This window comes from Rhodococcus sp. USK13 (assembly GCF_018343855.1).
In the GTDB taxonomy this organism is placed as follows: domain Bacteria; phylum Actinomycetota; class Actinomycetes; order Mycobacteriales; family Mycobacteriaceae; genus Rhodococcus_F; species Rhodococcus_F oxybenzonivorans.
This window is the reverse complement of record NZ_CP069242.1, coordinates 1013961-1027039: the sequence shown is the minus strand read 5'-3', so window position 1 is coordinate 1027039 and position 13079 is coordinate 1013961. Positions and strand designations below refer to the sequence as shown.

Below are 13079 nucleotides of genomic sequence, written 5' to 3'. Positions count from 1 at the left end.
TCTCCTGGCTCTGCTGCAGGTGTGTAACGCATCGGTGTCGGATTCCGACGTGCCTGGTAACGCATTGTCATTGGTCGGGGCCGGACCGAATGAGGTTGACCATGAAACATGGCGTAACGACACCTGCGGCACACCGACGCCGGATGGCGTCGGGGCTGCTGGCGCCTGGCGTGCTGGGACTGGCCGCGCTGCTTGCCGCTCCGTGGTCGAACCCCGCGGCGCCGACGACGACGGCCACGGCCCTGACTGCTGCAGCCTCGACCGCCTGTTACGACATGGTGAGCATCGCAGTTGCCGGGCGCAACGACGCGCCGCACGCGGGCACACACCAGATGCTGGTGGCGCCCGACGGCACGCCGCTCCCGGCGGCTCTGTCCAGCGAGTACAGCAGCGACTGGGTCGATCCGGTGGTCAACGCACCCCGTCAGGCCGTCGGCGAGGGTTCCTACGCCGCCGTCTACATCGACTATCCGGCGAACATGTCGTCGTATGAGGACGCGGTGAATGTCGGTGTCGACAACACCGAAACCGTGATGCGCACGATCGCCGCCTCCTGTCCGGACACGAAGTTCGCCATCGTCGGCTACAGCGAGGGCGCCGATGTGGCGCGCCGGGTCGCGATGGAAGTCGGCAACCAGGAGGTCGGAGAGGACGGCTACGACATCGTCGACCCGGCATCCGTGGTCGGCGTGGTGATCCTGGCGGATGCCGGACGTGAAGTCGGCGGGGGTCCCTTCCCCGGCGCCGAAAACGAATTCCGCAATCCCGACGGATTCGATCTCGCCTACCAGTCCGGTACCAACAGCGCTCCGGGGCGGGGCGCCCTACCGGGCACATCCGGCGGATTCGGCGCGCTGGACGGCAAAGTGGCGTCCTTCTGTTCGGAAGGAGACCTGACCTGCTCCGCGCCGGACAACATCGCCCTGCTGCAACTCGCCGTCAACGTCGGCAGACAACTGAACGTCGATGCGCTCGAGCGCGAAGGGCTGACCATCGCGACAGCACAGGACATGGCGACGGTTCTCGGACAGATCGCCCTCGCCGCGTTCGCCGACATCCAGTCGCAGGAGAACTGGATGCAGTCGGACGAGACCTTCCTCGACGTTCTCATCAAGGTATCGGACCCCGCCTACAAGCCCGGTACCCCAGTGGCACAGTCGGATACACCCGCCGGACCGCTCTCGCCGAACCAGGCAATCGATCTGGTCTACCTGCCTGCCAAGGTTCGGAACGAGATCATCGGATTCATCGCGGACAACGAGAACACCGTCGCCGTGGTGATGAGCGATCCGTATCAGCAGACCCTCGGTCCGGGAACAGGTCATCACTTCGACTATTGGCGCGACGCCGACCCCGCGGGCGGAAAGCCTTTGACCTCTTCGCAATACGCCGCCGCCTGGCTGACTCATCTGGCCCGGCAAGCAGAGATGGGACAGCCGGCCGCCGACGCGTCCGCTGCCGCTCTCGTCGCGTCGTCCGATTCGGCAGCGAACCCGAGCGACACCGCGTCGACTACCTCGACAACGTCCACCGTGACGAAAGATCTTCTCTCTTCGACTGATTCGTCCACCGTGCCGACGACGACATCGTCGGCCGTCCCCACCGCCGCTCCCTTGGCACCCACGGTGGCAGTGGTCACGCCCGACACGTCGGCCGCGTTCTCGGAGGAGCCGTCACCGTCCGCCGCGGTTGCAGCCACCGACACCCCGTCCACCCAGCAAGAGGTCCCGACGACGGTAGAGGTGGCCGAACCGGAAGCGACGACGATCCCGACCACCACCACCGTCCCACCGTCGCCGGTGCAGTAGAAAAACTACCGCTCAGCGTCGGGCGAGAGCGCGGTCGGCGAGGGCACCGACGACAGGAGCGAGGTTCTGGGCGTGCCCGAGCGTCAGATGGTTGTCGTCGCGGTACACCAGGTCGTTGCCGACGATCACCGGACAGCGGTCGGGGGTGCAGAAGAGCGAGGTGAGGTCGGCGTACTGACCCCCGCCGGCCGCGGTCGCCGCCGCCTCGGCGGCGATACCGGCGGAGTTCACCGCGGCACCGTGCGGCGGCGAGCAGGCCGTGGCGTCGTCGAGGTGACCGGACAGGCAGGTCGGCACGGTGGAGCGCGGATCGGGGATGGGGCCGAGAACCAGAACGGCCGCGCCGGTGGACCGCAATTGCGCCACCATGCGGGTCACGCCGTCGATCCAGGCCTGGTCGTAGGTGGTGAATCCGAAGTCGCCGCCGTACCGCCGAGACATGCTCACCACAATCAGTTGTGGACGCTCGGCCTGTAACCGGGCGGTCACTTCGCCGCGCCACTGCTCGCACTCGGAGTACGCCCGGCCGAGATAAGGACTGGTGATAGGCAGCTCCATCAAGGGACAGGTGACCTTGCCCATCGTCGTGAGCCGCCAGTGTCGCTGCTCGGCGACCGGCTCGAACGCCGGGTGCCACATCGCGGCATGCGAGTCGCCGACGAGGGCCACCGTGGTGGTCGAGGCAGGATCACCCGACACGCAGTCCTCCAGCCCGACCTCGAGCCAGGAGCGCACGCAGCCGTTGTTGAAAACCGCCGGCTTGTCGGCCGGGGCGTCGGCGAGCGGCGGGGTCAGATTGGACGGGACGGCGCGCAGCTCGGCCGAGTGCGCGACCGCGGCCGCGACCTGTGCGGTCACCTGCTGCACCGCCGCGTCATGCGGGTCGACGGTGGGGACCGCCGTGACCTCCGGCGCGGTGACCGTGAGCGCCTCCGCTGCAGCACCCTGGCCCACCGGCATTGGGCGCGATATCAGCAGTACGAGCGCCGCGCAGACGGCGAGCACTGTGACGGCGCCGCCGAGAGCCAGGCTGCGCGTGTCCGACCGACGCAGTGGAGCAGCGAACCGCGCGGGGTTCTCGATGAGTCGCAGCGTGAGGACGGCGAGGCCGCCCGACAGCGCGACCGCCGCGAGCCGGTCGAAGAGGCTCAGGGAATGGCCGAGCAGGGGCGGCAAGAGCAGCAGCACCGGCCAATGCCAGAGGTACCAGGAGTACGACACCCGGCCTATCGCCCGCATCGGGGCAAGCGAGAGTCCGCGGCCGGCGCCCAGTCGGGGTTCGGCGCAGCCGGCGCCGATCACCAGCACCGTGCCGAGCACGGGCAGCAGTGCGGCAGTCCCGGGGTAAGGCGTCGTCTCGTCCAGCGCGAAACAGCCCAGAAGAATCAGGACCAGTCCCGCCCATCCGGCGACGGCAGCGGGAAGCGCCGGCAACCGGCGCCACAACGGGACGGACAACGCGACCAGCCCGCCGGCGGCCAGTTCCCACGCTCGCGAGGGCAGAGAGAAGTACGCCCACGGCGGCAGCGTGCTCGTCCAGGCCATCGAAATCGCGAACGACACGGCCGTCACGAGTGCGAGACCGAACAGAAACGGCCACACGGAGGGTGCAGCGTCGCCGTCGGCACGCCTTCGCGCGCGCCGGACCAGCCAGACCGTGCCGATGATCAGCGCAGGCCACAGCAGGTAGAACTGTTCTTCCACGCCGAGTGACCAATAATGCTGAAACGGCGACGGAGGTGTATCGGCGGACAGGTAGTCGGTGCCCTGCAGGGCGAGCCGGTAGTTGCCGACGTAGAGCGCGCTGGCTATCCCGTCGCCCAGAACGGCGCGCGCCTGTAATGGGGGCAGGAGCATGGCCGCACCGACCGCGGTGACCACCAGCACGGTGACACCGGCGGGCAGCAGACGCCTGGCCCGCGCCGCGTAGAACCGGGCGAGCCGCACATTCCCGGTAGCGGTCACGTCCCGCCACAGCAGCCCGGTGATGAGGAAGCCGGACACGACGAAGAACACGTCTACGCCCACGAATCCGCCGTCGAGGCCGGGAACGCCCGCGTGGAACAACACGACTGCCAGCACTGCGACTGCCCGCAAGCCCTCGATGTCGGTGCGGAACCCGGTGCCGGGTGCTCGCCGATTGTCCGGACGCTCCAGCGCTCCACGATCGGGGCGATGACGACCGGCTCCGCGCCGCCGTTCCGGAGTCTCGACGATATTCACTCGACCATCGGTCCTCTCCCGAAGCCAGCCCCGGATTCCTGTGGCACCCGTCATATTGCCAACGATGCGGCAGGGTACCCGACAGCCACGCCGCGTCAGCCTGCAGCATGTCCGCGCTCGACGTCACCGAGTGGGCGATCGTCCCGATCGTGATCCAGGTCATTGTGATCTTGGACCCGCTCGAGTAACCCTGTGCCCTTCGATATCGACTGCGAAAACGAAGGTGATCCGATGAGCGGCCATTCCGAACTGTCATTCGCGCTCGATCTCACGCTCGACGAAGCACGACGGCGTACCGCGGTGCTGGAGGCGATCGGGGACGACTGGGACCCTGTCGCCGTCCTCGCGGAAGAGGAACGCGCCTACGACCTGCTGTATTCGGGTCTCGACGCCGACCAGCAGCGCATCTACGACGAACTGGTGGCGGCGGGTGTGCTGCCGGATCGGACGGTAGGCCGCGTCACCGATTGATCCGTCCCCTGTGGAGCAGCAGGTCGCGACTACTGTGCGCGGCCGTCGTACGTCTCACGAGCCGTGGTCACGTCGTCCATGTTGTGTTCCGCCCACTGTTTGACCGCTCTGAGGATCGGCAGTAGCGACCTACCGAGTTCGGTGAGCTCGTAGTCGACGCGGACGGGCACCGCCGCAGTCACTTCGCGTGCGACGAGACCGTCCCGTTCGAGCGCTCGAAGAGTCTGGGTCAGCATCTTCTGACTGACCCCGGCGAGTTCGCGCGCCAGTTCGGAGTACCTTCGCGAACCCTGACCCAGCGCGACGAGAATGAGCGACACCCACTTGTCGCTGATCCGGTCGAGGAGCTGACGACTCGGGCAGTTCGCCAGATACACGTCATACTCTCGCTTTGCCGCATGTCGCGCTTGTCCTGCGGTTGTCGTCGCCATCGGGCGCCCCTTTTGCTTCGTTACGCACTTTCAGGTGCCTACTTCCCAACGGAGAGTAGTCAGGCGATTCTGAACCGGCAACAGCGACTACCGAAGGGGTGCACCATGCGAGCAATTGTGACAACCGGGACCGAGGACGTGAAGATCATCGAGGTGGCAGTGCCGGAGGCGGGACCCGGGGAAGTCCGAATCGAACTCCGCGCGGCGGCGGTCAATCCGGTGGACTCTCAGACCAGGCAAGGCGTCTATCACCGGCTCGGATGGATTGATCAGCCCGACGGCGCGGGCCTGGGCTGGGATGCGGCCGGGATCGTGGACGCGCTGGGTGATGGCGTGGTGGGACCCGCCGTCGGCACGAGGGTCGTCGCCCTGCACGACCGGTTGGATGCGCCGCTCCGCGCCTTCGCGGACTATGTCGTCGTTCCGGCCACTGCGGCGGCCCGAATTCCGGACGGCCTGAATTTCGCCGGGGCGGCAACGCTGCCCCTCAACCTGTCGACCGCAGATCAGGCACTCGATCTCCTCGGTGACCCAGCGGGCAGATCGCTGCTGGTGACGGGCGCGGCCGGTGGAGTTGGCGGGTTCGCCGTCCCGCTCGCGGTCGAGAGGGGATGGACGGTCAGCGCACTCGGCCACCCCACCGACACCGACTTTCTGCGGTCCGCGGGTGCAGTACAGGTTCTCGGCGAAATCCCGTCGACCCGGTTCGACGCCGTGTTCGATACCGCGGTACTCGGAGACGCGGCGGTTTCCGCGGTTGTCGACGGCGGAACCTATGTGGGCGTCGTGCCGCCGGCAAAGCCCGGGGCCGTGCGCGGCGTCGACGTTCAGGCCGTGATGGTCCACCACGACGGAGCCAGGCTCGAGAAATTGCTCAGCTCTGTCGCACGCACGGGAAGGGAGAGCGGCCCGCTCGCGGTACGAATCGCCGGAACTTATCCGCTCGAGAAGGCGAATGAGGCGTTGGCGGCCCTCGATGCGGGCGGCTCGCGTGGACGCTGGGTGCTCACCTTCGAACGCTGATTCCCGAACCGCCTTCACATCGCCGATGATGGACTGCGACATCTCGTCGAGAGGAGGCAATCATGACCGTTTCGATGCAGTCGTTCCTCGACGAGCTCGCCGACATCGTCGGTGCGTCCCACGTGCTCACCGATCCCGGCGTGGTTGCCGGATATGTCACCGACTGGACCGGGCACTGGCAGGGGCACACCACCGCCGTGGTCCGGCCCGCCGACACCGGGCAGGTTTCGGCGGTTCTGGCCCTCTGCTCCCGCGCCGGCGTCGCCGTGGTCCCCCAGGGCGGCAACACCGGTCTGGTCGGTGGGTCGATCCCGATGGACGGGGAGGTGGTGCTCAGCACTACCCGGCTTTCCGTCATCGAACACGTCGACCCGATCGGCCGCACCATTGCGGCGGGAGCGGGTGTGACCATTGTCCGCGCCCGCGACGCGGCCCGCGAACACGGAGTGGAGCTCGGTGTGGACCTTGCCTCCCGCGAATCGGCAACCCTCGGCGGGATCCTCGCGACCAACGCCGGGGGCATCCGGGTAATCAAGAACGGCGACACCAGGTCTCAGTTGCTCGGCATCGAGGCGGTGCTGTCCGACGGGCGCGTTCTGACCCGATGGAAAGAGCTGACGAAAGACAACGTGGGGTACGGCCTGCCCGGCCTTCTCGCCGGCTCCGAGGGCACACTCGCCGTCATCACTCGCGTCCTGATGCGACTCGTACTACCCCCGAGCGGAACTCGAGTCGCCTTCGTCGCAGTCGGGTCGGTGGGTGACGCACTGATGGTGGTGGATCGCCTCGAGCGCGCCGGGCTGACGCTCGACGCCGCGGAGCTGATGACGAGGTCGGGTATCGACCTCGTCTGCCAACATCAGCGACTCCGGCGGCCACTTTCGGCCGACACACCGTTCTGTGTCCTGGTGGAGGTGTCCGGTCGCGAGGACGCCGAGACCACGCTCCTCGAGGTTCTGGACGACAGCCGTGAATTCGTGCTCGACGCCGTCGTGGAGGAAGGACCGGCACACAGGCTCTGGCAATACAGGGAGAGCCACACCGAGTCGGTGGGCGCCGCTTCGTCGACGCCACCCGTGAAGTTGGACATTTCGACGCCGCTGCGCGACATCGAGGCCTTCCTGAACGAGCTGACCACCGGCCTCGATCGACGCTTCCCCGGAGTGCGGGCGATCTGTTTCGGGCACGTGGCCGACGGCAACATTCACGTCAATCTTCTCGACGCCGCGCCGGATCAGCGGGACACTCTGTCCGACTTCGTTTTTCATCTCGTCACCGACCACAACGGAAGCATCAGCGCCGAACACGGTGTCGGGCGGGCCAAGGCCCCCTGGATGACACTCGGACGAAGTGCGGTCGACCTCGACGTCATGCGGTCGATACGAGCAGGGCTGGACCCCGCCGGGATCCTGAACCCCCACATCCTTCCCGCACGCAGGCCGTGAGATCGAAACGTCGAACCTTTATTACGGACCTTCCTGGCCGTCGGCGAGATCGTCGAGGACGGCCGAAAGCCGGCGCATCGCTGCGAGCGCGTCACGTAACTTTTCGGGTCCCATGGCCTCGGCCAGGCGAGCGGCGAAGGCAGCATGCGCGGGGTCGATGCCGGTCACCGCTGCACGCCCCGCCGGCGTGGGGGTGATGAGCTTGGCTCGTCGATGAGCGGGATTCGGCTGATACTCGGCGAGTCCACGCTCGACGAGCAGGTCGGCGATTCTTTGCACACTCTGGCGCGTGATGCCCATTTCCCGTGCGACGCCGGCAACAGTCAGCGGCTGGGTCAATACGGCGCCGAGAACCTGCCACCACGCGGCCGTGAGCCCCGCCGGGCGTGCCAATTCCTCGGCCACAGCGAGAAACTGACCGTTGAGCCGGAACGTGGTGAGGGCTGCTCCGCTGAGCAGTTCCTGTTCGGCTCGCTCACTCATACGGCCAGGAGTTCATAGAATCCGGCCGGATCGCGGTGGCCGTAGAGCTTGAACCAGGACGCGAGAACGCTGGGCTCGAATACATCGAGCCGAGCGAGGATTTCGCGCGCGAACTCTACCGGCGCAGTGGCACTAGCGGTAATGAGATCGCGATCCGTGACGGCCGGCTCATCACGGTAAAGGCTTCCACCGGCGTATCCGACTCCCTCGAGGAATTCGGCGGCGTTGCTGGTGTGCTCGCGATCGTCGAGCAACCCGGCGAGCGCAAGGCCCCCTGTTGCACCGCAGATCGCCGCCACCGGAACCCCGGCGGCGAGGAATTCGCGAGCTTTCTCGGCGAAGGGAGCGAACTGCTCGGTGGGCCAGATGTCGTTGCCCGCCAGAATCAGAATTGCACTGTCCTGCGGCCGAATCTTGTCCAACGTGGTGTCCGGAACTACGCGCATGCCGCCCATCGTGGTGATCGGATCCAGGGTGGACCCGACCGTACTGACGGCGTAGCGACCGGGCTGCTTGTGCCAGGCGGGCTTGTTGATGTGGGCGATCGCGTGGCCCACCTCCCAGTCGGCGAAGGTGTCGTATACGGCGACGTGCACTGTTTCAGTCATGACAGAATGCTGTCATGATGACAGAATCCTGTCAATTGTCGATCGTGCGTCTCCACCGCCCGATAATCACTGGCTCCGGTTCAGCGAACGTGATGTAGTGCGGTCATGCCAACCTCCATTCGCCGGATGACGACGACGGACGTCGACCGTGCCGCGACCGTCCTCGGTGACGCCTTCGCTGACTACCCATGGACCAACTGGTGCATCGCCGCGGACTCACACCACCAACGTGTGACCGAGCTTCAACGGCTGTATCTCGGGCACATGGCGCTGCCACACGGTCTCGCGTACATCGACGAAGAGCACAACGGTGTCGTAGCGTTCATCCCGCCGGACCTGCCCGAGCCGGAAGAATCGCTTGTAGCGAAGATCGTCGAACTCCACGGGGATCGTTTCGAGCACGCCGCCGAAGCGGAACAACGCTTGTCAGCGATGGACGTTCCGGACAACGCCTGGTGCTTGGCGACCGCCGGAGTTTCCCGCGCAGCGCGAGGCCGAGGACTGGGAAGTGAGCTTCTCACAGTCGGACTGGCCGAACTCGACCGACGCAACGCGGCATGTTGGCTCGATACCTCGACACACCGGAACCTGCCACTGTACGAACGTCACAACTTCAGGGTCGCCGACCATGTCGTGCTCGACGACGCACTCGAGGTGTGGAGAATGCACCGCCCGGCGGTCTGAGGAAGATCAGTCCCAGTTCGGTGCCAACGGGTCTGTGTTCCGCGTGCGATAGAAGACCATGGACAGAGCAATGACCGCTTCGAGTGCTGCGGTGAGAAGAGCTGCTGCCATGGACAGGGACAGTGCATGCCCGACCGCCGTCGGGTTCGCGGCACGGGTCGTGTGGCCGTGGTGGCCGCTCACGGACGGACCGAAGTCCACTGTATGCAGGGTGATCATGCCGACGCTCATGATCGCGACCCATCCCCAGTCGCGGGAGTTATCTCTCATCCACAAGTGTCGGGCGCAGTGGAGGCATCCGAGGAGCATGCCAACCGTAAGCAACACCATCAGTGGTGACACCCGATGGTCGCCGAGTGAAGCGATATGCAGCCCTGAAGAAAACAGTGCAAGCACCACGGCCACCCGCCGCCACCAGAAATCGGCGGGGCGGGCGGTCGTCAGCGCGGCAGCCATGATCACAGCTCAGCCTTCACAGCAATGCTTCGACGTACTCGCCGGCACGTTCAGCGCCGGGTTGCGGTCGAAGAAGCCGACCGGCTTAAGCTTGAACCCGGCGTAGTCGACCGGCATGACCGGCCAGTCCTCGGGCCGGGGGAAGTGCGTCAGCCCGAACGTGTGCCACAGCACCAGGTCTTCGCCCTCGATGTCCCGGTTGCCCGCCACGAACGTCGGCAGACCGGCCTGGCCGGGGTGCTGGTTGACGAAGTCGCCTGCGGGATAGCGCTCGGACTCGTCGTATTGCGTGACCCACAGGTGCTTGGTCGCGAACGCGGCGCGGGAGGCGATCGAACTGGACGGGTCCGCCAGGAGCACCGGCTGACCCTCGGGGTGCAGCGCGTACCCGACGTCCTGTCCCAGCCGGTTCTGCTTGGTGGGATTGGTGATGTGCCAGACCCGGGCCTTGAGGTTGTCGGCGGTGCGTTGCCCCTCCGATTCGGTGGTCAGCTTGGTCTTCTGACAGCGGAAGGCATTGCCCCACGGGCTCTCCGGTCCCATCGGGACGGGCACGGCGTCCACTTCCTCGACGGTATTCACGTTGCCGTCGACGGCCATGTCGAGCCTCGCGGAGAAGAGGTGCTGGTGGAACGGGGCGCCGAGCCCGGGTGCCATCTGGGTGGAGAATCCCTCGGCGCCGCGGTAGGCGGACGTGAAGACGATTCCGGTGGCCTTCGCCTCGAGTTCGATCGTGCCGTCGAGGTAGAGGTACCAGTAGAAGCCGTAGTCGTAGTTGCCGATGGTGAGGAAGAACGAGATGACGAGGCGGCGCGAGCGGCGGGTCTCGGTCATGCCGTTGAACATGTCCGTGTGCTTCCACAGGACGCCGTAATCCTCCTCGTGGAGGCAGATCGCGTTCTTCATGACGCGCGGGTCACCGGACTCGTCGGCGATCGTGACGTCGAAGTACTGGATCTCGCCGAGGCAGTCGCAGCCGAGTTCGAGCGAGTTGGTGTACCGGCCGAACAGGTACTCGCCCTGGTCGAAGTAGTTCTGCCAGTACCGGACCGGGGACGGATCGGCGTAGGGAACCACCATCTCGGCGATCGAGGCGCGATAGATCACGGGGCGTTCGACTCCCCCGTCGTCGAACGAGAGCTGGTGCAGCGTCAGACCTTCGCGCACGTCGAAACCGAAGCGGAACTTCCAGTCGGCCCAGGTGATCTCGTTGCCGTCGACGGAGAAGCTGGCTCCTTCGGGCTGAGTGATCTCGATGGGTTTGAGGTCGGTGCGGGTCGGTGTGGCGTGCGGTTCGGCGTTCCATTCGCCGCGCTCGGCGGGGACGGGAAGCTCGATCTCGTCGACCACCTTGACGACACGGTGCTCGGTGAGATCGACGTAGGCTACGACTCCGTCGATGGGGTGCGCCCACGGCAGGTCCGCCTTGTCCTCCTGGTGGAAGGCGAGGACGCGGACGATGCGGTGCCCGACCTCGTCCTCGTGACCGAACACGCCGGCCGACAAGGGAACGGCCCGGACCTTCGACGGTTCGATGCCGCGCTTCGCCATCGCCGCGAGCCAGTCGGTGCTGCCGAGCAGGAACGCCTCGATGTCCTCGAACTCCTCGTCGAGGATCGGCACGTGGCCGTCGGTGGCGGAATCGACGGTGGCCCTGCTGATCACGCGGTTCTCCGTCACCGACACGACGAGGTCGGTGCCGATGCCGGTGGAGCGATCGAGCAGCAGGATCCGGGCGCGTCGCTCGATCGGGTCGCCGGGCGTGAATGCGAGGACCGTCGACTTGTGCGGCTCGGCGAGCGCGACGAAGACGAAGCGCACGTTCTCGCCGATCAGTCCCTCGTCGGTGAGGAGTGCTTTCGCCGAACGGATCTCGTCCGCCGACAACGGGGTGAGCGGATGGTCCGGGGCGGCGGAACCGACGGTGGCCGGGGTCTCGGTGGTGGCGGTACTCATCGTGCGATCTCCTTGTCGATGATGGTGTCGTTCGTGTCGTGCTGCGGTAGAGCGGTGTCATGGCGTGCGGCGTGGGGTCGGAACACGGCGACGGCCGCTCCGCCGGCGAAGGTTCCTATGAGCAGGACCCCGATGACGGCGGCGAGAGTGCCCGACCCGCCGACGAGAAGGGGAAGGTTGGCGACGGTCATGATCAGAAGCCCGGCCAGGCCGACGAGCCCGAGCAGTGGTGCGATCACGGTGTTCCACACCCGCCGGTCCAAGCGGGTCCGGCCGAAGTAGACGAGGACGGCCACGGAGGTCAGGGTCATCAGTGCGACGATGCCGACCGAGGACACACCGGCGAACCACGCGAACACCTCGGTCACCGGGTCGAGTCCGGCAACGGCGGACGCGACGATCAGGACGAGAGCGGACGCGGTCTGCACGACCGACGCGATGTACGGCGACGCGTGCTTGACGTGCGAGCGGCCGCATCCCGCCGGCAGGGCCGCACTGTTCCCGAGGGAGAAGATGTACCGGGAGAGCACGTTGTGGAAGGACAGCAGGGCGGCGAACAGGCTCGTGATCAGGAAGATCTGGACCAGGTCGCCGGCGATCGCGCCCACGTAGCGGGTGGCGGTCTCGGTGATCATCCCCTCCGGATTCTCGGTCGAGATGGCCACGGCACCCTCGTCGCCCCACGCGCTGACCATCGCCCAACTCGACAGTGCGTAGAAGCCGCCGATCACCAGCAACGCCAGGTAGGTGGCCCGGGGAATGGTGCGGCCCGGGTCGCGGGCCTCGTCCCGGAAGACGGCGGTGGCCTCGAAGCCGATGTACCCGGCGATGGCGAAGATCAGTGCGATGCCGGGTGCTCCGGAGAAGAACTCGGCGGGGTGGAACGCCGCCGTCGAGAATCCCTCGTCACCGCCGCCCCGGACGATGACGGCGGCGTCGATGACGAGGACGATTCCGACCTCGCAGACGAGCAGGACGCCGAGCACCTTGCCGGACAGGTCGATGTGCCGGTATCCGAGGATGGCGACCACGGCCGTCACGGCCAGGGCCCACACGTACCACGGAAGCGCGGGGCCGCCGTGAGCGGTGACGAAATCGTTGACAGCGGCTCCGATGTATCCGTACACCGCGCCCTGGACTGCGGTGTAGGACAATAGCGCGAGGAACGCGGAGCCGAGACCGGCATGCCGGCCCAGGCCGTGGGTGATGTAGGTGTAGAACGCGCCGGCGCCGGGGAGGTGCTTGGCCATCGCCGTGAATCCGACGGCGAAGAACAGCAATACCACCGTGCAGACGATGTAGGACGCGGGATAGGCGGCGCCGTTGCCCGCTGCGATGCCCAGAGGGACGGTTCCGGCGATCACGGTCAACGGGGCCGCCGCTGCGACGACCATGAACACGATGGCACCCGGACCGAGGGTGCCTGCCAGTCTGCGAGGGGTGCCGTCACTGACCGCACTCGAGTGCGTGGGGGCGTTGGTTGTCATGGAT

At 66.6% G+C, this 13079-nt stretch carries 12 protein-coding genes; 5 read left to right on the top strand and 7 right to left on the bottom strand.

What is annotated here, in order from left to right:
• Window positions 1-101 precede the first annotated feature (101 nt).
• Window positions 102-1808 carry a cutinase family protein gene (locus JQT59_RS07520; RefSeq protein WP_249354209.1) on the top strand — a complete coding sequence of 569 codons (1707 nt, stop codon included), beginning with the start codon at window positions 102-104 and terminating at the stop codon, window positions 1806-1808.
• Between the two features lie 12 nt (window positions 1809-1820).
• Here JQT59_RS07520 and JQT59_RS07515 read toward each other — a convergent pair whose 3' ends face one another.
• On the bottom strand, window positions 1821-4031 hold the full coding sequence (locus JQT59_RS07515) for an acyltransferase family protein (protein WP_249354208.1): 2211 nt from the start codon (window positions 4029-4031) through the stop codon (window positions 1821-1823).
• A gap of 231 nt (window positions 4032-4262) precedes the next feature.
• Between JQT59_RS07515 and JQT59_RS07510 the strand changes: the two genes are divergently transcribed.
• Window positions 4263-4502 carry a DUF6400 family protein gene (locus tag JQT59_RS07510; protein ID WP_213575591.1) on the top strand — a complete coding sequence of 80 codons (240 nt, stop codon included), beginning with the start codon at window positions 4263-4265 and terminating at the stop codon, window positions 4500-4502.
• A gap of 29 nt (window positions 4503-4531) precedes the next feature.
• On the opposite strand, the gene JQT59_RS07505 is transcribed toward JQT59_RS07510, so the two are convergent.
• Complete coding sequence (locus JQT59_RS07505; RefSeq protein WP_213575590.1) at window positions 4532-4933, bottom strand: winged helix-turn-helix transcriptional regulator; 402 nt, start codon at window positions 4931-4933, stop codon at window positions 4532-4534.
• A gap of 105 nt (window positions 4934-5038) precedes the next feature.
• Here JQT59_RS07505 and JQT59_RS07500 point away from each other — a divergent pair, with 105 nt between their 5' ends.
• Window positions 5039-5956, top strand: a complete 918-nt coding sequence (locus tag JQT59_RS07500) for an NADP-dependent oxidoreductase (RefSeq protein WP_213575589.1) — start codon at window positions 5039-5041, stop codon at window positions 5954-5956.
• A gap of 62 nt (window positions 5957-6018) precedes the next feature.
• Window positions 6019-7401 (top strand): FAD-binding oxidoreductase, encoded by a 1383-nt coding sequence (locus JQT59_RS07495; protein WP_502939790.1) that lies wholly within the window; start codon window positions 6019-6021, stop codon window positions 7399-7401.
• 21 nt (window positions 7402-7422) lie between these two features.
• Here the strand turns inward: JQT59_RS07495 and JQT59_RS07490 are convergent, their stop codons facing one another.
• A complete protein-coding gene (locus JQT59_RS07490) occupies window positions 7423-7884 on the bottom strand; it encodes a MarR family winged helix-turn-helix transcriptional regulator (RefSeq protein WP_213575588.1) in 462 nt (153 codons plus the stop codon).
• Window positions 7881-8492, bottom strand: coding sequence for a type 1 glutamine amidotransferase family protein (locus JQT59_RS07485; RefSeq protein ID WP_213575587.1), 612 nt, complete (start codon window positions 8490-8492; stop codon window positions 7881-7883). The genes JQT59_RS07490 and JQT59_RS07485 overlap by 4 nt, the downstream gene beginning before the upstream one ends.
• A 105-nt stretch (window positions 8493-8597) precedes the next feature.
• Here JQT59_RS07485 and JQT59_RS07480 point away from each other — a divergent pair, with 105 nt between their 5' ends.
• A complete protein-coding gene (locus JQT59_RS07480; protein ID WP_213575586.1) occupies window positions 8598-9176 on the top strand; it encodes a GNAT family N-acetyltransferase in 579 nt (192 codons plus the stop codon).
• A gap of 6 nt (window positions 9177-9182) precedes the next feature.
• On the opposite strand, the gene JQT59_RS07475 is transcribed toward JQT59_RS07480, so the two are convergent.
• The 3 genes from JQT59_RS07475 to JQT59_RS07465 are packed head-to-tail and all read right to left on the bottom strand — an operon-like array spanning window position 9183 to window position 13075.
• Complete coding sequence (locus tag JQT59_RS07475; RefSeq protein ID WP_213575585.1) at window positions 9183-9632, bottom strand: hypothetical protein; 450 nt, start codon at window positions 9630-9632, stop codon at window positions 9183-9185.
• Between the two features lie 9 nt (window positions 9633-9641).
• Window positions 9642-11588, bottom strand: coding sequence for a primary-amine oxidase (locus tag JQT59_RS07470; RefSeq protein WP_213575584.1), 1947 nt, complete (start codon window positions 11586-11588; stop codon window positions 9642-9644).
• Window positions 11585-13075: an APC family permease gene (locus JQT59_RS07465; RefSeq protein WP_213575583.1), complete on the bottom strand. Its 1491-nt coding sequence runs from the start codon at window positions 13073-13075 to the stop codon at window positions 11585-11587. Before JQT59_RS07465 ends, JQT59_RS07470 begins: the two co-directional genes overlap by 4 nt.
• Window positions 13076-13079 lie beyond the last annotated feature (4 nt).